This is a genomic window from Halomonas profundus, assembly GCF_020865425.1.
Lineage (GTDB): Bacteria > Pseudomonadota > Gammaproteobacteria > Pseudomonadales > Halomonadaceae > Vreelandella > Vreelandella titanicae.
This window is the reverse complement of record NZ_CP086344.1, coordinates 23,871-45,524: the sequence shown is the minus strand read 5'-3', so window position 1 is coordinate 45,524 and position 21,654 is coordinate 23,871. Positions and strand designations below refer to the sequence as shown.

Annotated in this window: 21 protein-coding genes and 1 other RNA gene; 9 read left to right on the top strand and 13 right to left on the bottom strand. The window is 56.4% G+C overall.

Going from position 1 to position 21,654, the window contains the following annotated elements; genetic code table 11:
* Window positions 1-37 precede the first annotated feature (37 nt).
* From ruvX to LMS44_RS00190, 4 genes are all read right to left on the bottom strand, one after another.
* Window positions 38-493: a Holliday junction resolvase RuvX gene (gene ruvX / locus LMS44_RS00205; RefSeq protein ID WP_022520995.1), complete on the bottom strand. Its 456-nt coding sequence runs from the start codon at window positions 491-493 to the stop codon at window positions 38-40.
* On the bottom strand, window positions 493-1,050 hold the full coding sequence (locus LMS44_RS00200; protein WP_027958466.1) for a YqgE/AlgH family protein: 558 nt from the start codon (window positions 1,048-1,050) through the stop codon (window positions 493-495). The genes ruvX and LMS44_RS00200 overlap by 1 nt, the downstream gene beginning before the upstream one ends.
* A gap of 72 nt (window positions 1,051-1,122) precedes the next feature.
* Complete coding sequence (gene gshB / locus LMS44_RS00195; RefSeq protein WP_498946612.1) at window positions 1,123-2,079, bottom strand: glutathione synthase; 957 nt, start codon at window positions 2,077-2,079, stop codon at window positions 1,123-1,125.
* Between the two features lie 77 nt (window positions 2,080-2,156).
* Window positions 2,157-2,849, bottom strand: coding sequence for a CvfB family protein (locus LMS44_RS00190; RefSeq protein WP_278370472.1), 693 nt, complete (start codon window positions 2,847-2,849; stop codon window positions 2,157-2,159).
* A 173-nt stretch (window positions 2,850-3,022) separates the two neighbouring features.
* Here LMS44_RS00190 and LMS44_RS00185 point away from each other — a divergent pair, with 173 nt between their 5' ends.
* Window positions 3,023-4,648, top strand: a complete 1,626-nt coding sequence (locus tag LMS44_RS00185) for a sodium:solute symporter family protein (protein WP_278370471.1) — start codon at window positions 3,023-3,025, stop codon at window positions 4,646-4,648.
* Window positions 4,649-4,658: 10 nt separating this feature from the next.
* A complete protein-coding gene (locus LMS44_RS00180) occupies window positions 4,659-5,207 on the top strand; it encodes a hypothetical protein (protein ID WP_278370470.1) in 549 nt (182 codons plus the stop codon).
* Window positions 5,208-5,232: 25 nt separating this feature from the next.
* On the opposite strand, the gene LMS44_RS00175 is transcribed toward LMS44_RS00180, so the two are convergent.
* Genes LMS44_RS00175 through LMS44_RS00165 form a run of 3 tightly spaced genes read right to left on the bottom strand, consistent with a single transcriptional unit; the run spans window position 5,233 to window position 6,977 of the window.
* On the bottom strand, window positions 5,233-5,997 hold the full coding sequence (locus tag LMS44_RS00175) for a 16S rRNA (uracil(1498)-N(3))-methyltransferase (protein ID WP_414120777.1): 765 nt from the start codon (window positions 5,995-5,997) through the stop codon (window positions 5,233-5,235).
* A 15-nt stretch (window positions 5,998-6,012) separates the two neighbouring features.
* Window positions 6,013-6,513 (bottom strand): protein-export chaperone SecB, encoded by a 501-nt coding sequence (secB, locus tag LMS44_RS00170; RefSeq protein ID WP_027958471.1) that lies wholly within the window; start codon window positions 6,511-6,513, stop codon window positions 6,013-6,015.
* A gap of 41 nt (window positions 6,514-6,554) precedes the next feature.
* Window positions 6,555-6,977: a rhodanese-like domain-containing protein gene (locus LMS44_RS00165; RefSeq protein ID WP_027958472.1), complete on the bottom strand. Its 423-nt coding sequence runs from the start codon at window positions 6,975-6,977 to the stop codon at window positions 6,555-6,557.
* Window positions 6,978-7,344: 367 nt separating this feature from the next.
* Here LMS44_RS00165 and gpmI point away from each other — a divergent pair, with 367 nt between their 5' ends.
* From gpmI to LMS44_RS00150, 3 genes are all read left to right on the top strand, one after another.
* Window positions 7,345-8,922: a 2,3-bisphosphoglycerate-independent phosphoglycerate mutase gene (gene gpmI, locus LMS44_RS00160; protein WP_498946608.1), complete on the top strand. Its 1,578-nt coding sequence runs from the start codon at window positions 7,345-7,347 to the stop codon at window positions 8,920-8,922.
* A gap of 23 nt (window positions 8,923-8,945) precedes the next feature.
* Entirely contained in the window at window positions 8,946-10,064 is a 1,119-nt protein-coding gene (locus LMS44_RS00155; protein ID WP_498946606.1) for a murein hydrolase activator EnvC family protein, read from the top strand.
* 107 nt (window positions 10,065-10,171) lie between these two features.
* Complete coding sequence (locus LMS44_RS00150; protein ID WP_498946604.1) at window positions 10,172-11,488, top strand: S41 family peptidase; 1,317 nt, start codon at window positions 10,172-10,174, stop codon at window positions 11,486-11,488.
* Window positions 11,489-11,516: 28 nt separating this feature from the next.
* On the opposite strand, the gene LMS44_RS00145 is transcribed toward LMS44_RS00150, so the two are convergent.
* The 4 genes from LMS44_RS00145 to LMS44_RS00130 form a co-directional block, all read right to left on the bottom strand.
* Window positions 11,517-12,797, bottom strand: a complete 1,281-nt coding sequence (locus LMS44_RS00145) for a UbiH/UbiF/VisC/COQ6 family ubiquinone biosynthesis hydroxylase (RefSeq protein ID WP_498946602.1) — start codon at window positions 12,795-12,797, stop codon at window positions 11,517-11,519.
* 35 nt (window positions 12,798-12,832) lie between these two features.
* On the bottom strand, window positions 12,833-14,062 hold the full coding sequence (gene ubiH / locus LMS44_RS00140) for a 2-octaprenyl-6-methoxyphenyl hydroxylase (protein WP_498946600.1): 1,230 nt from the start codon (window positions 14,060-14,062) through the stop codon (window positions 12,833-12,835).
* A gap of 94 nt (window positions 14,063-14,156) precedes the next feature.
* On the bottom strand, window positions 14,157-15,503 hold the full coding sequence (gene pepP, locus LMS44_RS00135) for a Xaa-Pro aminopeptidase (protein ID WP_498946598.1): 1,347 nt from the start codon (window positions 15,501-15,503) through the stop codon (window positions 14,157-14,159).
* Window positions 15,504-15,528: 25 nt separating this feature from the next.
* A complete protein-coding gene (locus tag LMS44_RS00130) occupies window positions 15,529-16,107 on the bottom strand; it encodes a UPF0149 family protein (RefSeq protein ID WP_039857873.1) in 579 nt (192 codons plus the stop codon).
* 181 nt (window positions 16,108-16,288) lie between these two features.
* On the opposite strand from LMS44_RS00130, the gene LMS44_RS00125 reads away from it, so the two are divergent.
* The 3 genes from LMS44_RS00125 to LMS44_RS00115 all read left to right on the top strand — a co-directional run bounded on the left by LMS44_RS00125 (window position 16,289) and on the right by LMS44_RS00115 (window position 17,566).
* Window positions 16,289-16,588 carry a cell division protein ZapA gene (locus tag LMS44_RS00125; protein WP_180090819.1) on the top strand — a complete coding sequence of 100 codons (300 nt, stop codon included), beginning with the start codon at window positions 16,289-16,291 and terminating at the stop codon, window positions 16,586-16,588.
* Between the two features lie 91 nt (window positions 16,589-16,679).
* A non-coding RNA gene (gene ssrS, locus LMS44_RS00120) (6S RNA) lies at window positions 16,680-16,862 on the top strand.
* A gap of 47 nt (window positions 16,863-16,909) precedes the next feature.
* Window positions 16,910-17,566: a 5-formyltetrahydrofolate cyclo-ligase gene (locus LMS44_RS00115; protein ID WP_498946596.1), complete on the top strand. Its 657-nt coding sequence runs from the start codon at window positions 16,910-16,912 to the stop codon at window positions 17,564-17,566.
* Window positions 17,567-17,969: 403 nt separating this feature from the next.
* Here the strand turns inward: LMS44_RS00115 and ilvA are convergent, their stop codons facing one another.
* Window positions 17,970-19,484: a threonine ammonia-lyase, biosynthetic gene (ilvA, locus tag LMS44_RS00110; RefSeq protein ID WP_009286372.1), complete on the bottom strand. Its 1,515-nt coding sequence runs from the start codon at window positions 19,482-19,484 to the stop codon at window positions 17,970-17,972.
* Between the two features lie 175 nt (window positions 19,485-19,659).
* On the opposite strand from ilvA, the gene rpiA reads away from it, so the two are divergent.
* Window positions 19,660-20,334, top strand: coding sequence for a ribose-5-phosphate isomerase RpiA (gene rpiA / locus LMS44_RS00105; RefSeq protein ID WP_027958479.1), 675 nt, complete (start codon window positions 19,660-19,662; stop codon window positions 20,332-20,334).
* A 23-nt stretch (window positions 20,335-20,357) separates the two neighbouring features.
* Here rpiA and waaA read toward each other — a convergent pair whose 3' ends face one another.
* Window positions 20,358-21,650 carry a lipid IV(A) 3-deoxy-D-manno-octulosonic acid transferase gene (waaA, locus tag LMS44_RS00100; protein WP_022521012.1) on the bottom strand — a complete coding sequence of 431 codons (1,293 nt, stop codon included), beginning with the start codon at window positions 21,648-21,650 and terminating at the stop codon, window positions 20,358-20,360.
* Window positions 21,651-21,654 lie beyond the last annotated feature (4 nt).

Genomic DNA, 21,654 nt, shown 5'->3' with positions numbered 1-21,654 from the left:
GCGCAAAAGTTTAAGGGTAGGAATTTCAAGGTAGAACTTATAGAGAAAGGCGCCCGCCAGGCAAGCCTTCCTGGTGGGCGAACCAGCCTTCAAGAATAAGAATAGCCGCAATGCCGTCGACACTGTCTTGACGATAATTGCCTTTATGGCCCGCCTCGCGAGCGATTAGCTTAGCTTCTCGCGTGGTGCCACGCTCATCGACCATTTCACACGGTTTACCAAAACGGCCATGCAAACGATTACCGAACTTGCGAGCGCGAGTGCTCATATCTGACTCGCTACCGTCCATATTCAACGGTAATCCCACCACTAACAGATCCGGCTGCCACTCGTTAAGTAGCCGTGACACGACATTCCAATCGGGAATCCCATCCCTTGCCGTCAGCGGAGTGAGCTCGCGCGCACTGCGCAGCAGCTCGTTGCCCACCGCCACACCAATACGCCGAGTGCCGTAGTCAAAGGCCAGGATTAAGCGCTGCCCCGCTTCGGCCATCAGGCGTGCCCCGCGTCTCGGGTCATTAGGTTAAGATCAATACCGAGTAAACCAGCCGCCGCGGTTAAGCGCTCAACGGGCGGGGTATTGAAGAGCACGTTGCTCTCGGCTTCTACCGTTAGCCAGCTGTTCTCCTTCAACTCCTCTTCCAATTGCCCGACTTCCCAGCCCGCGCAGCCTAAGCAGACTAAAAAGTGCTCTGGCCCCTCGCCAGCGGCAAAGGCCTGAAGAATATCCAGCGAGGTGGTCAGCGCAATACCGTCCTCCACCTGGATACTCGAGTCCCACTGCTGGCTATCGCCGACATGCAGAATGAAGCCACGGTCTTTATGCATAGGCCCGCCATAATAAACCGGCGCATTACGATGTGGGCTTGTTTCACCGCCTAATTCCAGCTGATCAAACAGCGCCTCAAGCGTGATCTCTAACGGTCGGTTAGTAATCACCCCCATGCAGCCGTTGTTATCGTGATCGCAAAGATAGATCAGACTACCGGCAAAATTAGGATCTTCTAAATGCGGCATAGCCATTAGAAAGTGATGTTTCAAACTTTGCATGCGTCTCCCACTGCCTGCTGGCATCTCAGCAGACATAGCGTAATAAGTGTCATTATAAGAGTGAAGCCGTGCCTAGGCTAAGCGGCGCTCGATGGCATCCAGCAGTAAACCGGCAATATTGGTGCCCCGCTGATCATCAATTTCACGCACACAGGTGGGGCTGGTGACGTTGATTTCAGTAATATAGTCACCGATGACATCGAGGCCGACAAACATTAAGCCTTTGTCCCGAATCATGGGCTGTACCTGCTGAATTAGCCAGCGATCACGATCAGTAAGCTCGCGACTCACGCCCCGCCCTCCGGCAGCTAGATTGCCACGAGTCTCGCCCGCAGAGGGTATACGCGCCAGTCCAAAAGGAACGGGCTCACCATCGACTAACAGAATACGCGTATCGCCATTCTTAATTTCCGGCAGGTAGCGCTGGGCCATAATTTGCCGCTGCCCGCGCAAGGTAAGCTGCTCAATGACCGCGCCGATATTACGGCCTTCCGGGCCAATATGAAAAATGCCGGTACCGCCCATGCCATCCAGTGGCTTGAAGATTACATTGCCGTGCTCCGCATGGAAGGCGCGCAGTACATCGTCGCGGCTGGCCACAAGCGTCGGCGCGCAGCACTGAGGAAACTGTTGCGCAAACAGCTTTTCATTACACTGCAACAGCGCTGCCGTGGGGTTAACCACCAGCACACCCTCACGCTCAGCAAAACCTAATAAATGCACGGCGTTAGTGAAATCGGCATCGACGGGCGGATCTTTACGCATCAGCACCACATCCAGCTCAACCATTGGACGCGCAGAGGGCTCGCCCAGGTCGTACCAGTGGTTCGGATCACGATGCACCGTTAACGGCCGCATACGTGCGTAGGCTTGCCCTGCATTCAAGAAAAGGTCTTCCTGCTCCATATAGTGCAGGGTGTAACCGCGCTCCTGGGCGGCCCATAGCATGGCCATGGTGGTGTCTTTCTTGTAAGCGATGTCGCTGATGGGATCCATCACAACGCCGAGATGCAGATTTGATTGGCTCATCGGGGGCACTATCCAAACATAAACAATTGATGCTCAGTATGCCGTACTGCTCGCCCGGCTCCAACTGCCCCAGCTAACTACTCGCCGAGCGCGCCAGGCACTATGCGAATAGCATTAGGCTCCAGAGTGATTAACTGCTGCTTATAAAGCCGCCCAATGGCTTGTTTATAAGCACTTTTACTCACCCCTAAGCGTGCTTTAACTTCATGGGCAGGGCTTTTATCCCCGAGTGCCAAATAGCCGCCGCTTTCACGTAGCGCCTGCATAATTTTGTCACCGACTACATCTAAACGCGCAGCGCCTGGCGGTAGCAGCGAGATATTGAGGCGACCATCTTCACGACGCTGCTTTACGTAGCCCTTGACTGATTGACCACGGCGCAATGGCTGAGTGACGTCGTCCTGATAAATAAGCCCCCAATAGCGGTGATTCACCACCACCTTCATACCCAGATCAGTACGCTCCGCCACTACGACGGCGACTTCGTCGCCCTTTTCCAATGCCCAGGCATCATCGCTTAGAAAGCGATCCAGCTTCATCGAGGCCACTGGCCGCCCCTGGTCGTCGCTATACAGCATGACCAGTACACGTTTTCCGGGGTCAGGGCGAAAGTGCTGCTCGCTAAACGGCAGCAACACATCTTTCGGCTGCCCCCATTGCAAAAACGCACCAATGTTATTGACGGCCGTGACCGTTAGGTACGCCACTTCTCCCAACTGGGCGGCTGCATCGCTGGCGGATCGGGGGGATGAGTGTGACTCACGCACCATGGGTAACGTCCTTCAAGAAAATAGACCAACATTATGGTGCCTGACACCCACAGGGCAAAGCGAGATAGCATTTTTTAGTGGTTGAAAGCATGCCTGACGCCTGAAAAAGCAAACACTCCACAACCTGCTACTCTCAAAAACACTAGACAAAATTAGGCGTAAGGGGGGCGAACATGGAAGGGTTCACGCTTTTTGATACGATCGTTTTGATTGGTTACATCAGCTTAATAGCCTGGATTGGTTCACGCTTCGGCAAAGATCAGCATAACCCCGAAGACTATTTTCTAGGCGGTCGCAAAATCCCCGGCTGGGCCATCGGTCTTTCGGTCATGGCAACCCAAGCCAGCGCGATCACCTTTATCGGGGCCCCGGGCTGGGGCTTCGAGGGAGGCCTTGAACGCCTGGTGACGTTTATCAATGTGCCCTTGGCCATGATCGTGTTGATCTTGGTGCTGGTACCTATTTTCCACCGAGCGAGCATCTATAGTATCTACGAACTGCTGGAGCGTCGTTTCGGCCCAGCGACGCGTACCCTTACCGCCCTGCTGTTTCTGATTGCCCGAGGCCTAGCCACTGGCGTGGTGCTCTATGCGCCAGCGCTCGTGCTTGCGGTGGTGACCGGCTGGAGCGTGAACCTCACCATTATCATTATGGCGGTACTGGCGATCAGCTATACCGTGATGGGCGGTATCAGCGCGGTAATTTGGACTGATGTGGTGCAAATGTTCGTGCTCTGGCTTGGCGCACTATTAAGCATCTTCTTTTTAGTGACCAGCCTGCCTGGCGGTTGGGGCGATGTCTTCGAGTTTGGCGCGGCCAGCGGGATGTTCAACGCCATCGATTTGTCCTTCGACCCCAGCGTGACCTACTCGCTATGGGCCGGACTGTTCGGTGGCTTTTTCCTGCATGTGGCCTACTTCGGCACCGACCAGAGCCAAATCCAGCGAGTGCTCTCAAGCCCATCAGTGCTCGATGCTCAGCGCTCGCTGCTGATTGGCGGCTACCTGCTGATTCCGCAGATGCTGCTGTTTCTATTTATTGGCGTCATCTTGGCCACCTATTACCAGCAGCATGGGCTAATACCACCCGAAGATCTTAATGAACTGTTACCCCGCTATGTCGTCAGCGCCTTTCCCTCAGGCATGGCCGGTCTTGTCATTGCCGGGGTATTTGCCGCGGCGATGTCGAGTCTCGACTCGGCGCTCAACTCACTTTCAGCGGTGACCGTGCGGGATTTTTATAGTCGCTACATCAAACCTAATGCCAGCGATGCTCACTATCTGAAAGCATCACGAGTGGCCACCATATTTTGGGGGCTTTATGCCACCCTGTTTGCTTTCTTCGCCGGTAATCTTGGCCCTGTGATCGAGGCGGTCAACCAAATCGGCTCGTGGTTTTACGGGGCGCTACTGGGTACCTTCCTATTGGCTATTTTTAGCCACCGCTCCAACGCACGGGGAGCGATGGCCGGACTGATTGCCGGCATGCTCTCCGTATGGGCCGTCTCTGCGCTCCTCAATATCTCATGGCTGTATAACAACACGGTGGGGGTAGCGGTTTCGATGAGCGTTGGCTATCTCGTCAGCCTAACAGCGCCCGCTCCCAGCCAAGATCAGCTAAGCGATGTGATGATGGCCGAAGCGGCGCCGGATATGCAGGCCGTATTGGCCGCGAGAGCCGATAACGCTCAGGTGATTGGTCAAGAGGCAAGGTTGACGCGCCGTCGCTGTATCGGCCTATTCGCTTGGTTTTGTCTCATACTGGGCATGCTAGCGCTACTGCAAGGCTGGGCGAATTAGAGGTGGGCGAATGACTGAACGCTTAACACTTGCGCGGCGGATTGATGAAGACATGGCTAAACGGCGATTACAGCGCCTGGGTGCGACGGCTTGCGAGCCTGCTTGGGTCAGTCTCTGGGCGACCGCACTTGGGCTGCCTAAAGGCACGCCGGGGGCTTGGCTACTGTGTGCTAAGGAAATGCGTCGTGCACTGCTATTAGTGGGTACCGAACTACCCACCCAGGTCGAAGAACCCAGCTCAGCACTTAACATTGATAGCGGTTTACCGCCAACGCCAGAAGCACTGAACCGGCTGTGGCTATGGGAGCGTATGGCGACACCACGTCACTGGCGAATCCAGGTGCTGGGTAGCACCCCGACGCCGATATGGCTGCCTTGCTGGCTGGGCTATGCACGCGGCCGGCAACACCGCTTGCTGGTGATCAGTGGGCTATCAGGTGAACCGCTGCCGATGCTTAAACCCATCGTGCTTAAGGGCCTTCAGCAGGCATATCGAAATGGGCCGGAATCAGAGACAAAGAGTTCAGGGGCAAGCGAACGAAGGGAAAAAGCAGTTTGATAAGGCCTTGGCAGGTAGTAAGTACTTACAAATCGCCAAAGTAGTGCTGCAGCAACGAAAGCGCCACCACCGGTGCCGTCTCCGTACGCAAAACCCGTGGGCCGAGAGTCAGCGGCGTAAAGTCAGCGGTTTGGGCAGCGGCGATATCACTCTCGCTTAAACCGCCTTCAGGGCCGATAAGCAGCGCTACCGAAGCCGGTCGGTCTTGGCGATCAAACGCATTGCCGGTCGCTAGATGCAGCATCAAGCGCAGCGGCTCTTGGCGCTCTTCAAGCCATGCTGATAACGGCATCGGTGAATTCACTTGGGGCACCACCGCACGGCCACTCTGCTCGCAGGCGCTGGCAGCCACTGCCTGCCAGTGGGCTAGCTTTTTATCTTCACGGTCGCCCTTTAAGCGCACATCACCGCGCTCGGTATACAGCGGAGTAATCGCCGCAACGCCCAACTCGACGGCCTTCTGGATGGCATAATCCATTCGGTCGCCTTTAGAGATGGCCTGGCCTAAATGGACAGACAGCGGCGATTCACCACTGCCCGACCATACCGCTTCGACCCGCACGAGCGCCTGCTTGCGGCTAACGTCCGCCAAGCGCACCCCCGCCTCAAGACCTTGGCCGTCAAATAGCACCAACGGTGCACCTTCGCCCATGCGCAACACGCGGGTGATGTGGCGCGCCGGGCCATCAGGCAATGCAAGTTCTCTGCCTGCTACGAAAGCAGCAGGCACATAGAGACGTGGCATTTTGCCATGCAGGGCGTACCAATCAGCGGCGTGCGTTTCTGACATGGCTTTTGGCATCGCTTAGTGAGTGTTTTCGGCGGCTTGCTTAGCTTCGCGCTGCTTACGCTGAGCGTACATCGCTTCGAAGTTAACCGGTGCCAGCATCAGTGGCGGGAAACCACCACGGTTGACCAGGTTATCCACGCACTCGCGGGCGTAGGGGAACAGCAGGTTAGGGCAGAAGGCACCTAAGGTCTGATCCAACTGCGCACCTTCAATACCGGCAATACGGAAAAGGCCCGCCTGTTCTACTTCCGCCAGGAAAGAGGTGGTACCGGTTTCGTTGTCGTTCACCTGGGCAGTGACTTTGACCACCACTTCATACTGGTCATCAGCAATTTTAGTGCTGGTGGTATTAAGATCCAGGTTCACCTTAGGTTTGAACGCCTGCTTAAACACCGAGGGCGAATTGGGCGCTTCAAACGAAATATCTTTTACATAAATACGCTGCAGCGAGAATTTGAGCTGCGGTTTTTCGTCCGCCGCGGCACCAGCCTGCGGGGTGTTGTTATCTTCCGCCATGAGAAAACTCCTGATTGTTCATTAAATAAAGGTAGCGTTGCTTACTTTTTAACCACCGGAAGGCCGTCGCCTTGCCACTGCGCCATACCGCCTCTCAACTTGTAAGCACGCTCAAAGCCTGCTTTGGTGAGCTTGGCCTGTGCGGCGCCAGAACTCTGACCGTGCTTGCAAACCACGATGACCGGCTGGGCTTTTACTTTATCCAGTTCGCTCATGCGGCTATCGAGGTTGCTCTGCGGAATGTTGCGCGCCCCCGCGATATGCCCGGCTTTGAAGTCTTTGTTTTCACGGATATCCAGCACCACCGCGTCTTCGCGGTTGATAAGCTGAGTGGCCTGCGAGGCAGTCAGTGCATTCGTGGCGGCGCTGCGCGTTTCATAAATAATCCACGCTATCAGCACCAGCAAAAATGCCCCAACTAGCAGGGGGTGGTTCTGTACGAATTCGAACACCTGATCGATCATCGCGAACACAATCTCTTGGTCTATGCAGAAAAAAGCGGCCTAACCGCTGCCAAAACGCGACAAGTATACACGTCAGATAGCTTCCCGCGCAGGCCAGGAGGTTGTACGGCTTGGCCGATCGTCGCGAGAAGCACGGATTCTGATCCAAATTTATCGATCGATTGAGGCGAATAGCGCGCTATTTAACGAAATCGATCGACTAAAGTTGGCCAAAATACCGGGATTCGCAGTAGATCAGTGTTAAGCCGGACAGGCTCCTAAATCATGACGCCTGGCAGTTGCCTGCGTTATGATGCCCCAAGCGTGCGCCTGTCGCGACCCCGAATTTTCGAGTCGTTCGGCTTGCCAATCTTAACGAGGTTTTTTTATGGATACTTCTCGCACCCCGCGCCCCGTGGCGCTGATTATTCTCGACGGCTACGGCCACAACCCCGAGAGCGACCATAATGCGGTGGCCGCTGCCCATACGCCGACAATGGATAAACTGTGGGAAAGCCGCCCTCACGCCTTCGTTCACACCGATGGCCTTAACGTGGGGCTTCCCGATGGTCAGATGGGCAACTCTGAAGTCGGCCATATGAATATTGGTGCCGGACGTATCGTTTATCAGGACTTCACCCGTATCAGCAAGGCGATTGAAGATGGCGACCTGGATGTTAATGACAACCTCACCCAGCCAATTGACGAAGCTGTCGCCAATGGTCGGCCGGTACACTTAATTGGCTTGCTCTCCCCTGGCGGCGTCCACAGCCATGAAGACCACTTCATTGCCATGGCCGAGCTTGCGGCACGCCGTGGCGCCCAGCGTATTTTTATTCACGCCTTTCTCGATGGCCGCGATATGCCACCGCAGAGTGCGTTGGCGTCGATAGAGCGCGCCAATGCTCGCCTGGCCGAGCTGGTGGGGGCTGATAATGGCTTTGTGGCCTCGATTATTGGCCGGTTCTACGCCATGGATCGCGACAACCGCTGGGAGCGCGTTGAGCAGGCCTACCGCCTGCTCACCGAGGGCCAAGCGGAGTACTACGCCCCCAGCGCTGAAACTGCGCTTCGTGACGCCTACCAGCGCGGTGAAACCGACGAATTCGTATCGGCTAGCAGCATACCGCTCAAAGATGGTTCCAAAGAAAATGCAATTACTTTGCAGGATGGCGATGCAGCAATTTTCCTTAACTTCCGCTCCGACCGCGCCCGTGAGTTAACTCGTGCCTTTGCCGAGCCGGATTTCAACGGTTTCGAGCGGCGGGCATGCCCTAAGCTTGCCGGTAAAGGGCTGGTAATGATGACCCAGTACGCCGCTGACATTCCTGCGCCATCCGCCTTCCCGCCATCTGATCTTAATGACACTCTGGGGGAGGTCGTCGCCAAGCGTGGCTTGAAGCAGCTGCGTATTGCCGAAACCGAAAAGTATCCCCACGTGACGTTCTTCTTTTCAGGCGGTAACGAAGCCGAGTACGAAGGCGAAGAGCGCATCCTGGTGCCCTCTCCCCGTGATGTGCGCACCTACGACGAAAAACCTGAAATGAGCGCCTTTGAGATTACCGATAAGCTTGTCGATGCCATTGACGGCGGCAGCTTCGACCTGATCGTTTGTAACTACGCCAACGGCGATATGGTCGGCCACACCGGCGACTTCAATGCGGCGGTAAAAGCCATTGAGACCGTCGATACCTGCGTGGGTCGTGTCGTTGAAGCCATCGAGCGTGCAGGCGGCGCCTGCTTAATTACCGCCGACCACGGTAATGCCGAACAGATGGTTCATCCTGAAACGGGTGCACCACAAACCGCCCACACCACCTTTGTGGTACCGCTTATTTACGTTGGCAAGCGCCCAGCCTCGCTTGAGGAGGGCAAGCTATGCGACCTAGCCCCCACGCTGTTGACCATGATGGATCAGAAACAGCCCGAGGCGATGACGGGTAAAGCACTGATTCATTTCAAGTAATGTCTATTTGGCGCTATTTGGCAATGACCCTCCTGCTGGCGCTAAGTTATGCGCCAGCAGGCTTCGCCCAGCAGGATGAAAGTGCTGCGCGTCGGCAGTTGGATGCAATTGGCCAAGAGATCGAGTCCGTTGCCCAACGCCTCAGCGCCACTGGCGAGGCTCGCGATAGCGCCGAACGTGAGCTCAAGGAAGTCGAAACCAAGCTTGCCGAGACTCATCAGCGCTTAGACACGCTACAAGCTGAGCGCCGCCTGTTGAATGATGAAACGACCCAGCTCCGTCAACATCGTGACCGACTGGAGAGCGAGCGTGCCGACCAATATGCAGCCTTGGGCCAGCAGCTCTCAGCACTTTACCGCCTTGGCCCAACGCCGCAGCTCAAACTGCTGCTTAACCAGGGCGACCCGTCCGAGCTTGATCGTATGCAGGCGTATATGAATCGGCTGACCGAAGCACGCAATCGCCGCTTAAATGCTATCGCCCGCCTCGATACGGCGCTCGCCGATACTCAGGAGGAACTAAGCGAGCGGCAGGCCCGCCTCGATACGCTGGCCGACGAGTTAGAAGAGCAAAGCGCGCTGTTAGCCCAACGCACCACCGAACGGCGAGGCGTTGTTTCCAATCTGGATGACCGCTACGGAAGCGAAGAGGAGCGGCTGGCCGACCTCAATCAGAGCCGCGAAGAGGCCGAAAGGGTACTGCGTAATATCCAGGCGGAGATGGCAAAACTTGCTGAACCCACGCCTACTACGCATATTGTAAGCACCCAAGGTGATTTGCCTTGGCCGGTACAGGGTTCAATCAGCAGCAATTTTCACCATCGCGATGGCGTGCACTATAACGGTATTGTGATTCAGGCCAGCGCGGGCACCCCGGTCACTGCCGTACATACTGGCCGGGTGGTATTCGCTGACTGGATGCGGGGGTTTGGTAACTTGCTGATTATCGACCACGGTGACCAGATCATGACGCTGCATGCCCACCTGCAACAGTTCAGCGTTAGGCCTGGTCAGCAGGTCAGTCGCGGTGATGAAATTGGTCGCGTAGGCGATAGCGGTGGTCAAACCCGCGCAGCGCTCTACTTCGAAGTTCGCCGCGGGGGTGAACCAATTAATCCACAGCGTTGGATTGCGCGCCGCTGACGGGATAAGCTGCATGACTATCGATGTCTCAATGTTCATTTTCAACTAAATATTTTCCACGACAGGGTGGCGCGCTATGGCGCCACCTATCGCCCTGCGGAGTCTGCATGACGCTATCAGTTACCGGGGTATCAGCCCCCGCCAAGCGCTTCTTGGCTACCCTGCTCCCGATTACTTTACTGTCGGCCCCGCTACCGCTGCTCGCCCAACCAGCCGGTAGTGGTGCGGTGGATGAGCCATCCTACGACCAACTCCCCCTGGAAGATATTCAGACCTTCGCCGAGGTGTTTGAACGCATTAAGCGTGCCTACGTTGAGGAGGTCGACGACAGTACGCTGCTGCGCAACGCTATGCGTGGCATGCTGAGCGAGCTAGACCCCCACTCCGCCTACTTGGATGAGGAGGAGTATCAGAGCCTGCGCGAGTCGACTCAGGGCGAATTTGGCGGCATCGGTATCGAAGTGGGCACCGAGAATGGTCAGCTCATGGTGATTACGCCTATCGACGACACCCCCGCTTCCCGCGCGGGGCTACTTTCTCGCGATATTATCGTCGCCATTGATGGCACCCCCACCGACAGCATGTCGCTGCAAGAGGCCGTCACCCTGATGCGCGGTGAGCCGGGCACCGATCTACGCATTAGCGTGCTGCGTTCAGGCGAAGATTCGCCGCGGGAATTTATTCTGACCCGCGAGGTTATTCGCAGCGAAAGCGTTAAACATGAGCTGCTCGAGCCCGGTTATGGCTACCTGCGCGTTAGTCAGTTTCAGGCGCGCACACCGGAACAGGCGCGCGATGCGCTTGAGCTTATGGCTCGCGAACAGCCTTTAGAAGGGTTGATACTCGATTTACGTAATAACCCCGGTGGGGTGCTACAGGCCGCCGTCGGCATTGCCGACCTGTTCCTGGATGAGGGCTTGATCGTGTATACCGAGGGGCGCCTCTCAGATACCGAAATGTCGTTCTCTGCCTCACCCACCACGCCCGCTGCCGATGTGCCGCTGGTCGTGTTGATCAATGGTGGCAGTGCGTCAGCGGCGGAAATCGTCGCCGGGGCGCTGCAGGATCAGCGGCGTGGTGTGATTATGGGCACCGATAGTTTTGGTAAAGGTTCAGTGCAGCAGATTATGCCACTCGGTAATGGCGAAGGACTCAAACTTACCACGGCGCTCTACTACACTCCCAACGGTCGCTCCATTCAGGCCCAAGGCATTGAGCCCGATGTAGACGTTGTGCGTGGTCGCTTGGAAGTCGCCGAGAGCCGCCGGGAGATTCGTGAAGCCGACCTCGAGGGCCACCTAAGCGCTCAGCAGGCGCCACGGGATCGCCAGGAGATGGCCGAGCGACTACTCAATGATTACCAACTCAGCGAGGCGCTTAATCTGCTTAAAGCACTCAACGTAGTCGACCGTCAACGGCGTTGACGGCAACCTGATTTAACGACAGCCCGGTTTAACGACAGCTAAGCGGCAGGCGGCCGCGCTCCCCGGTCGCCTGCCGCATCAATACCCGTTTTAGCGGCACCAACTGGTTCATGCCACTCATTCCCAGGTTACGCGCCAGCGTCAACGCCGGGTCGTGGCTGCCGAACAGTACTTTAAACCCCTTCATCAGCCCCAGCATGACGCTGTTATCAAAGCGCCGCCGGCGTTCATAGCGCTTCAAGGTGCTTAACTCTCCCCAGGGCGCACCGCGCTGCCAGGCATACACCACCTCTTCTGCCAAGACCGCCGCATCCATAAGGCCTAAATTGACGCCCTGGCCCGCCAGCGGATGAATGCTGTGGGCAGCGTCCCCCACCAATGCGAAATGCGGTTGCACATAGTGACGGGCATGGCGCTGCACTAACGGAAAACGGTGGGCCTTATCGCAGACCGTTACCTCACCTAGGCGATGACAAAATGCTCTCCCCAGTGCCTCCCCAAGCGCTTCGCGGGGCAGTTCACTCAGTTCAGCGGCGTGCTCCGGCGTAGTCGACCATACAATTGAGCAGTAATGGTCATCCCCTTCCACGGTTAACGGCAGAAACGCCAGTGGGCGACCATCAATAAACGCTTGCCGAGCCGCCCCACCATGGGGCTTGGCGCACTTAACGGTGGTTACCACAGCCTCCTGCTGCATATCGTCGCTGGCCACCTCAATACCGGCCATTTCGCGTAGCACCGAGTGGGCACCATCTGCGGCGATGATTAACGGCGCATGTAGCTGTCGCCCATCGTCAAGTATCAGCCAGTCGCCACTTGAGGCTTGCTTTGAAGGATATGAGCTTGGGCGCTGCAGCGCCTGTAGGCGAGCGCCAAAAAATGGGGTGACATTGGGATGCTCAACGACCTGATGATTGAGCGCGGCCAGCGTGACCGCATTCTCAACGATATGGCCCAGTACGGCTACTCCCGCCTCGTCGGCGGAGAAGGCGATTTCACCACTCCCTTCGGCATCCCATACCTGCATGCCTTGGTAGGGCGTTACCCGGGTTTTCTGCATCGCGGGCCAAGCGCCCACATGGGTTAGCAAGCGTTGAGAGACCGGCGTTAACGCGCTAACCCGCGGGGCTGGCAGCTGGCTAGTGGCATTCTCAAGGCTTAACGGCGCGGGCTTTGCCTCAACAAGCGCTACCTGCATGCCTGCCTGGGCTAACAGCGCGCAGAGCGCGGTACCGACCATACCACCGCCAACAATAATCGCTTCAAAGCTTTCCACCGACGGCTTCGCAATAGATGAGTCCGTATGCATAGCGTTCCCTTGTTCGTGGGCTAGGATGTATAAGCTTAACGTTCTAAGCCCATGGCGCGGCGAGCCAGCCCTCGCCGCAAGGGCCCAACCAGATTCAAACCTATTAACCCCGCGGCCCGAGCATGGGGCAGCAGCGGGAAGGAGAGCCCGAACAGCCGCACCAGCCCGTCGCTAAAGCGAATCACATTGGCGCGGTCTCGGGAGCGCTGCTTTTCAAAGGCTTGCAGCGTACTCATATCGCCCAACGGCCGCTTGGCCTGCTCACCCTGCTCCAGGGCCTCGACAAGATCCATTACCCCACGCAGGGCTAAGTTGAACCCCTGCCCCGCGACCGGGTGCAAGGCATGAGCAGCGTTACCCAATACCGCCAGCCCTGGACGCACCGGTTCTTCAGCGGTGACCAGTGAAAGCGGATAAGCGTGCCGGGTGCCGACCCGGGTAAAGCGACCCACTCGGTCGCCAAAGGCACGCTGAAGTTGCAGCAGGAATTCACGCTCGGGAAGCGCCATACGCGCTTGTTCGCTACCACTGGGGTGCGTCCAGATTAGCTCCATGGCCTGGCCGGGGAGCGGCAACAGCGCCATTGGCCCTTGGGAGGTAAAGCGCTCATAAGCGATGCCCATGTGGGGCTGGCTTACCCCCACGTGAGCGATCAGCGCCGTCTGCTGGTAAGATTCATGGCGGCTGCCAATGCCTAACTGCTCTTTAAGACCGGAGCGTCCCCCATCTGCCAATACCGTCAGTCCTGCCTTCAACTGGCTACCGTCTGAGAGATGCAGCTCATGCCCATTAGCTACGGGGGTAAGTAGCTCAACCTTCGCCGGGCAGTGCCACTCCAGCGGCAGTTGGGCAAGCCGTTGGTGCAGCACACGGCCCATCCACGCATTGGGGATTACATGCCCCAGCGCGGCGACGCCCAGCTCGTCAGCGCTCAGCCGTGTCGCTCCTAAGCGGCCTCGCTCACTGATATGAATACGTTTGATAGGCGTGGCCTCATCACGCATCGCTTCCCACACACCCAACTGTTGGAAGCGCTGGGCTGAACCTTCTGCAATCGCACTGGCCCGGGCATCAAAACTGGGCTGCCAGGTCGTTTCCTGTGGCTGAACAGCCATAGGCGCCGACTCAATGATCGCCACACGCCAGCCATAGCGTTCAATCAGCGGCGCCAGGGCGCAGCCTAAGCTGGCGCCTACCAGCCCCCCGCCCACAATCACAATGTCATGCGTCAGCGCTCCCTTAACCGCCTGATTAGACTGCTGCATTGGCTTCTCCCGGCCACGACGCCGACTCATAAAGAGGTAATAATAATTTCGTAACGTAATTTACATAAAGACTTTTATAGACATTGATGACTGGTTACTTTTTAGCCATCAATGCTTCGATTTCAACGACCTGTTTAGGCACGTCGGCGGTCAGTACTTCATGGCCTTCGTTAGTGACGACCACATTGTCCTCAATACGAATACCAATACCCTGATAGGCATCAGGAATATCGTCTTCACTAGGAATATACAGGCCAGGCTCCACGGTGAGCACCATACCTGCAACCAGTGGCCGAGGTGTTTGCTCATCCAACCGGTAAGTGCCGACATCGTGCACATCCAGCCCCAACCAGTGTGACGTTGAGTGCAGGTAAAAACGTCGATAACTCTCATCATCGATGCGCGCCTGAACGTCGCCTTCCAGCAGGCCAAGCTCAATCAGCCCGGCAGTTAAGTCATGCACCACGCCCTGGTGGATATCAGCAAGGGTGGTACCCGGCTGGACGGCACTCACAGCGCGCTGCTGGGCGTTGAGCACCACTTGGTAGAGCGCCCGCTGGGCATCATTGAACTGCCCGGACACCGGGAATGTGCGGGTGATATCACCGGCGTATAACTCAAACTCGGCACCCGCATCGATCAGCACCAAGCCGTCTTCACATAGCGGTGCGCTGTTTTCAATATAGTGCAGTACGCAGGCGTTGGCACCGCTACCCACAATCGTACTGTAGGCAGGGCCACTGGCCCCATGCCAGACAAACTCATGCTCTAACTCTGCCTGGAGCTGAAATTCGCTCAGCCCTGGGCGCGCCACCTGCATGGCGCGCCGGTGAGCATGGGCAGATATCAGTGCCGCATGTCTGAGCAGGGCAATTTCAGCATTGCTTTTGATCAGCCGCATGGCATGAATCAACGGGCTGATATCCAGCCAACCTTTTAGCGGCGGCCGACCGCGTCTAAGCCCGGCCTGGGCTTCATGTAAAGCATCTTCAGCCATGCTGACAGCTTCAGCATTGTCTAGGGGCAGATAAAGTAGCTCACGACCTGCCAACAATTCAGTCAGCTTTTCATCGCGTACTGCGTTTTCAAACGCCTGATCGATGCCGTATTCAGCGACCACGCCTTCGGCACCCAAACGGCGCCCTGTCCAGGCTTCCATCGTAGGGTCTCGATCCTGACAGAACACCACGCTTTCACCTTCAGCGCGCCCTGGTAGCAGCAACAGCAGCGCAACCGGTTCACGTATGCCTGTCAGGTAGTAAAAATCGCTGTTCTGGCGGAAGGCAAATTCGCTGTCCCGGGAGCGGGTCATCATTCCGGCACCGGGGAGCACCACCGCTGCGTTATCCGGCAGTTGGGCCATTAAGGCGTCACGGCGGTGGCGGTACTCGCCCATACTGATCGCAGGGGAGCGAGGTAACAACGTAGGGTCGGACAGCATAGCGGCTCCTATCTAGGCAACGGGATTAGTGAACGGGTGCGTCAGTTTGCTCGACTTGCGGCATACCGGGGTGCTGCTCGGTATACAGCAGCATAGCGGCCATGCGGGCATGCTCGGTAAGCGCAAACAGATCGTTTTCGTTTTCGGGGCTGTCGTCAATATCGGTATCTATCCGACCCAGCGCCTGCAAGTCATCAATCGCCTCACGGAGCGCCTGAGACCAACGCTCGCGCAGCTCGTTGTCGGCCACTTCATCGATCACCTCAATAAAGCCCAGCGTCCACTCTTTAAGACCCTGCGCCTGCTCGCCCAGGGAGAACAGCTCGTCGGGTAGCAGTGGGGTATAGTCCAGGTCGCTGGCGCTAAGCGCCTCTACGGTTTGCCGCCGCCAGCCTAATAACCGCTCGGCACTTGCCTGATCGCGGGGCTGCTCAACACCAAGGCTCTGGCAGACTTCGTCCAACCAAGCCTCTGCATTCACATCGCGTAACGCCAGCAGCGCACATAAGCGGCCATCCAAAAAAGCCGGCGACTGCATGCTGCCATGGAGAAGAAAGACATCTGCGACATCGGAGAAGTCCTGACGCTCATCAATCAATGACATAGTATTTAATAACCTCGTATTTACTGGGCGTGTGGGGGATAGGGTGGCGGCAATGGTACGAGATGCACTCGCCCGCGCGTTGACCGCGCACAAGTGCCTCTCTTATAGTGAGTGACACCTATCTTCCTATGCTGTGATGTTAACGCATTGGGCCCCTTGCTGGCCCGTGCTGGAGTCTTTGATGAGCAACGCCAAGCGGCCAACCAAAGAAATAACCCTATTAGGGCGCGGCTATATCATTGCCTGCGACACGGGCGAAGAAGCCAAACTTGATCGCGCCGCGCGCTACTTAGACCGCGCCATGCAGGGTATCAATGCCCAAAGCAGCGTGCTGGGAAGTGAGCGTGTGGCGATCATGGCGGCCCTCAATATCACCCACGAACTTCTTGAAGCCATGGATGAGCACCGTGCCGGTGAAGAGAGCCTGAACCGTTTAAATGAGCGCCTTGAGCGGGCATTAGCCAAAACGCGCCAGTCTTAGGCTTTACCTGAAAGCGCTGTCACGATCTAAAGACTCGGCGAACGTTTAACCCAGACCTTTGGCATTAGCCGTCGCTCTGTTAGGATGGCGGGGTTCTCTGGGGTGTACGCCAGTCGTTATAGTCCCTCGAGCCTATGCGTAATACCCAGGGGGCCAAATGCTAGCCAGGCCCGTGTGCATGTCCGTGCGTCGGAAAGCCTGACGGTCTGGCTGCGGCCACCCACCTGAACCAGTAGGTTCAGGGCCAGAATGACAGCGGCACTCTGGAGAACACCCAAAGTCTAGGCTATGCAAAAATATAGAGGATAAAAGAATATCTGCATGGAAAGCCTCTATCTGGACGACGATAAGCGCGCGCTCCGCCGCTCTTTACGTCACCAACGCCGAGCCCTTTCTGAGCATGAGCAACGCCTTGCGGCACAGCGCTTGTGCCAACGATTGAAAACCCTGCCTGAAATACGCCGCGCACGGCGCTTAAGTCTTTATCTGCCTGTCAACGGCGAAATCGATCCTACCCCGCTTATTCCCTGGCTACGTCAGCGTAACGTCAATATTTATCTCCCGGTTTTACGTCCGTTTAGCGCTAACCGCCTGTGGTTTGTTGCCTACCGTACTGACACCCCAATGATAAAAAACCGTTTTGGTATTTGGGAGCCTGACGTGAGATTCAGCGCCCAGCGGCGTAATCGGCTGCCCGCTTGGGCGCTAGATACGTTGATTGTGCCGCTAGTCGGATTTGATGCTAATGCAAACCGCATGGGAATGGGGGGCGGATTTTACGACCGCAGCTTAGCGTTCATGCACCGCCCCGGCCCATCGCCTACTTTGATTGGCGTCGCCCATGCCTGCCAACAGGTGGCTTCTCTGCCTGTGGAGCCATGGGATGTGCCTTTACAGGTGGTGGTCAGTGACCAAGGCTACGTTCGCCGGCAATCGCTGTCCTTAAAAACTGGCCATAAAAAAGGGCTGACCCCATAAAGGATCAGCCCCTCTCGTCTGCTATCTGTCACCTTGCGGGGAATTAGCTTCCCGACAACGCCTGCGCATAGCCGGTAGCCAGCACTCCTAATGCAAATACCACCATCAACGCCATTACCATATCAGGCTTCTTCCGCCGCATGCCGCTTCTCCAACACCTTTACCGTTGCCGAATGTGCTAAATCCACCACACTTTACGGTTTCAAAAGGGTGGCAGATTTGCTTAATTTCATTCACGACTATAGGGCTATTAGGCCATCGTTGACAACTAGTTTAGCGACCTTTTTTAGCCTCATTTCTGAGGATTAAGTTACGTTATGTTACTAGCAGCTCTGACGTTAAAGGTAAGCAACCACTTACACACAACTATTTACGCACGTCTTATGCTTACCGCAGGGCAGCGCTAAGCCATAAATAATCGGTAGGCCGGATTATCGCTTTCACGCCAGTAACGGTAGCCGATGGCATCTAAGTACTCTGCCACATGAGTACGGTCACCGTTTGGGACTTGCATTCCCACCAACACTCGGCCGTAGGCAGCGCCATGGTTGCGATAATGAAATAGCGAGATGTTCCAGTCGTGTGGCAACTGCGTCAAAAAGTTCATCAGCGCACCGGGGCGCTCGGGGAACTCAAAACGGTATACCTCTTCTTCGAAACGTTCGCTGGGGCGGCCACCACTTAGGTGACGAATATGCAGTTTCGCCAGCTCATTGTCAGTCAAGTCTTCTACTTGATAGCCACTCTCACGCAGCTTGTCGATCACTGCCTGTCGATCTTCACCGCCGGGCTTAACCTGCACGCCTACATAGATATGCGCTTCACTGCTGTCAGCGTAGCGATAGCTAAACTCGGTCACCATACGCTTGCCTAGCGTGCGGCAAAACTTCTTAAAGCTACCGGGTTTCTCGGCAATGGTCACCGCCAGGATCGCTTCACGCTGCTCGCCTAGTTCCGTGCGCTCGGCAATGTGCTGTAGGCGATCAAAATTGGTATTGGCGCCTGAGTTAATGCACAGCAGCGTCTCGCCTTCGGCACCGGTCTGCTGCACGTATTTTTTTAGCCCTGCCAGCGAGAGCGCGCCAGAGGTTTCCGCCACGGCACGGGTATCTTCAAAAATATCTTTCACCGCTGCACACATTTCATCGGTATTGACGGTGATAACGCCGTCAATCAGATCTTTGATCAACGAAAACGGCACCTCGCCAATTTGTGCCACCGCGACGCCTTCGGCAAATACACCCACTTGCTCGAGCACCACACGCTCACCCGCCTCTAAGGCGGCTTTGAGGCAGGCGCTGTCTTCGGCTTCGACACCGATTACTTTGATATCCGGGCGGAGGTACTTCACATAGGCCGCGACACCGGCGATCAAACCACCGCCGCCAACCGGCACGAAGATGGCGTCTAAGCGCCCAGCGTGTTGGCGCAGAATTTCCACGCCGATGGTGCCTTGACCGGCCACCACATCAATATCGTCAAACGGCGGAATATAGGTGTAACCGTGCTCTTTGATCAGCTCTTGAGCATGCTCGGCTGCAGCAGCGAAGGCATCCCCTTTGAGGATGACCTTGGCGCCCCGGGCGCGCACCGCCTGCACTTTGATATCGGGGGTAATACGCGGCATCACAATGACGGCTTTGACACCCATCAGCTTCGCGGCCATGGCCAGCCCTTGAGCATGGTTACCGGCGGAAGCGGCAATCACGCCTTTATCTTTTTGATCCTGGGTGAGCTGCGCCATTTTGTTATAAGCGCCACGGATTTTGAACGAAAACACCGGCTGTAGATCTTCGCGCTTAATCAAAATCTGGTTGTTGAAACGACGCGACAAAAAGGGTGCAGGGGAAATCGGGGTCTCACAAGCGGCTTCATAAACGCGGGCTTGGAGGATCTTTTTGACGGTTGCTTCGAGCATGCGGGTATCCCAAGGGAAGAACGTGAACGGACAAAGCTTTTATTGGTAGCAGATTACGTATAGCGGCGTCTAGCCGCGTTTCCATCGGCAGGCAACGTTTAGGCCGTTATACTAACGCCACTACCTCTTTTCTCTAACTCTCCTCTGACTCACAAGGCTATTTATGAACCAAGCTATGAACCAGGATGAATTAAAGGCCGCCGTGGCGGACGCCGCCATTGCAGAAATTAAATCTCAGTTGGAAAAGGATACCATCTTAGGCATTGGCACCGGCTCCACGGCTAACCTGTTTATTGATCGCCTGGGGCCCCTGCGCCATCATTTTAAAGGCGCGGTGGCGAGCTCTAAGGCAAGTGCCGAGCGCCTTGAGAAACTGGGCATTGAAGTTTTTGAGCTCAATAGCGTTGGCACAGTTCCTTTTTACATCGACGGTGCAGACGAAGTAAATGCTAACTTACATATGATTAAAGGCGGCGGTGCTGCGCTTACCCGCGAGAAAATCGTGGCTGCCTGTGCCGAACGCTTTATCTGCATTGCCGACGGTTCAAAGTACGTGCCTCAGCTAGGTCATTTTCCGCTACCGGTAGAAGTCATCCCCATGGCTCGCTCCTATGTCGCCCGCGAGCTGGTAGCGCTTGGTGCCGAGCCGGTTTATCGCCAGGGGGTAGTCACCGACAATGGCAACCAAATCATCGACTGCTTTGAATTTATGATCGAAGACCCGGTAGCCATGGAGGCGCGTATCAACGCTATCGTCGGTGTGGTGACCAATGGCTTGTTTGCCGCCCGCGGCGCCGATGTTCTGCTGCTGGGCAAAGAAGATGGTGTGGAGCGCATAGCGCTTAAATAAAGATTCTTCGATACAGGCAATGGCTAACGAGACAGTAACGACGCCAATCCTGTCAGGGTGCGATCAAGTGCGCCTTTTTGCGTCTCAATCACCGCGCGGCCAGCGCGCCCAGCCTGTTGGGCGCGCTCAGGGTTAGCAAAGTAGTCCGCCAAGGCATCTGCCAGGGCATCCGAGCTATCGACCAGCGTTAGCGCACCTGCCGCTTGAAGCGGTTCAGCGACATCGGCGAAGTTCTCAATTGAGGAACCGCTAAGCACCGGCCTACCGAGCGCCGCTGGTTCAAGCACATTGTGCCCGCCCAACGGCACTAGGCTGCCCCCCACAAAGGCCACACGACCTGCTGCATAAAGAACGGCCAGTTCACCGAGCGTATCCCCCAGGTAAACCTGAGTTTGCTTTGTGGCAGGCTGCTGTAGGCTGCGGCGGCTTAGTGTCCAGCTTTCTGTTTGGCAAAGTTTAGCCACCTCATCAAAGCGCTGGGGGTGACGAGGCACCAGCACCAGCAACGCGTTCGGATAGCGCCTAAGTAGCTGACGATGGGCTTGAAGCACAAGTGCTTCTTCGCCGTCTCGGGTGGAGCCCGCTACCCAAACCGGACGCCCTTCCCATTCTTGAAGTAAGCGCTCACTCTCTTCAGACACCTTATCTTGGCAAGCTATTTCAAATTTCAGCGAACCAACGATGCGTGTAATATCCGTGCCGCAGCCAAGGGCATTAAAGCGTTCGGCATCTGCCGGTGATTTTGCGGCTAGCCAGCTAATATTGGCGAGCGTGCTGGCCATTAGCGGGCGCAGGCGTTGGTAGCGCTTAAAGGCGCGGGGCGATAGGCGACCATTCACCACTGCCACCGGCACACCCTGCTGGCGACAGGCGTGGATCAGGTTGGGCCACAGCTCGGTTTCAAACAGGATCGCAAGTTCGGGCTGAACGCTGCGTACAAAGCGTCTGGCAGCACCGGGAAAATCCAACGGTAGGAAGCGATGGGTAAGCCTTGCTTGATCGCTTGGGGTTTGCTCGCTAATAAGCGCTTGAGACTGCTGAGCACCTGTCGCAGTCATGGTAGTGAGCAGCAGGCTATGCGTTGAATAACGCGCTAGTAGCCCCTCAATCAACGGTCGAGCGGCGCGTACTTCTCCCACCGAGGCACAGTGCAGCCAAATACGTGGCGCGGAAGGCAGCGGTTCGAGGCGTAAACCCAGCCGCTGAAGGCGTGAGTAAGTGGGTACTTGCTCACGCCATATGCGCCAGCCAATCAGCGGTGAGAGCGCATACAGTGCCGCTGAGTAGGCAAGCCGAGGCCAGGCAGGTGAAGACATCAGA

Coding starts and splice junctions, on each gene's coding strand:
- LMS44_RS00150 (WP_498946604.1), top strand. CDS start 10,172: ATGACGCTATCAGTTACCGGGGTATCAGCCCCCGCCAAGCGCTTCTTG.
- LMS44_RS00175 (WP_414120777.1), bottom strand. CDS start 5,997: ATGTCAGAAACGCACGCCGCTGATTGGTACGCCCTGCATGGCAAAATG.
- LMS44_RS00155 (WP_498946606.1), top strand. CDS start 8,946: ATGACCCTCCTGCTGGCGCTAAGTTATGCGCCAGCAGGCTTCGCCCAG.
- secB (WP_027958471.1), bottom strand. CDS start 6,513: ATGGCGGAAGATAACAACACCCCGCAGGCTGGTGCCGCGGCGGACGAA.
- LMS44_RS00130 (WP_039857873.1), bottom strand. CDS start 16,107: ATGTCATTGATTGATGAGCGTCAGGACTTCTCCGATGTCGCAGATGTC.
- gpmI (WP_498946608.1), top strand. CDS start 7,345: ATGGATACTTCTCGCACCCCGCGCCCCGTGGCGCTGATTATTCTCGAC.
- rpiA (WP_027958479.1), top strand. CDS start 19,660: ATGAACCAGGATGAATTAAAGGCCGCCGTGGCGGACGCCGCCATTGCA.
- waaA (WP_022521012.1), bottom strand. CDS start 21,650: ATGTCTTCACCTGCCTGGCCTCGGCTTGCCTACTCAGCGGCACTGTAT.
- LMS44_RS00145 (WP_498946602.1), bottom strand. CDS start 12,797: ATGCATACGGACTCATCTATTGCGAAGCCGTCGGTGGAAAGCTTTGAA.
- LMS44_RS00200 (WP_027958466.1), bottom strand. CDS start 1,050: ATGCAAAGTTTGAAACATCACTTTCTAATGGCTATGCCGCATTTAGAA.
- pepP (WP_498946598.1), bottom strand. CDS start 15,503: ATGCTGTCCGACCCTACGTTGTTACCTCGCTCCCCTGCGATCAGTATG.
- LMS44_RS00125 (WP_180090819.1), top strand. CDS start 16,289: ATGAGCAACGCCAAGCGGCCAACCAAAGAAATAACCCTATTAGGGCGC.
- ilvA (WP_009286372.1), bottom strand. CDS start 19,484: ATGCTCGAAGCAACCGTCAAAAAGATCCTCCAAGCCCGCGTTTATGAA.
- LMS44_RS00180 (WP_278370470.1), top strand. CDS start 4,659: ATGACTGAACGCTTAACACTTGCGCGGCGGATTGATGAAGACATGGCT.
- LMS44_RS00190 (WP_278370472.1), bottom strand. CDS start 2,849: ATGGTGCGTGAGTCACACTCATCCCCCCGATCCGCCAGCGATGCAGCC.
- LMS44_RS00165 (WP_027958472.1), bottom strand. CDS start 6,977: ATGATCGATCAGGTGTTCGAATTCGTACAGAACCACCCCCTGCTAGTT.
- gshB (WP_498946612.1), bottom strand. CDS start 2,079: ATGAGCCAATCAAATCTGCATCTCGGCGTTGTGATGGATCCCATCAGC.
- ubiH (WP_498946600.1), bottom strand. CDS start 14,062: ATGCAGCAGTCTAATCAGGCGGTTAAGGGAGCGCTGACGCATGACATT.
- LMS44_RS00185 (WP_278370471.1), top strand. CDS start 3,023: ATGGAAGGGTTCACGCTTTTTGATACGATCGTTTTGATTGGTTACATC.
- LMS44_RS00115 (WP_498946596.1), top strand. CDS start 16,910: ATGGAAAGCCTCTATCTGGACGACGATAAGCGCGCGCTCCGCCGCTCT.
- ruvX (WP_022520995.1), bottom strand. CDS start 493: ATGGCCGAAGCGGGGCAGCGCTTAATCCTGGCCTTTGACTACGGCACT.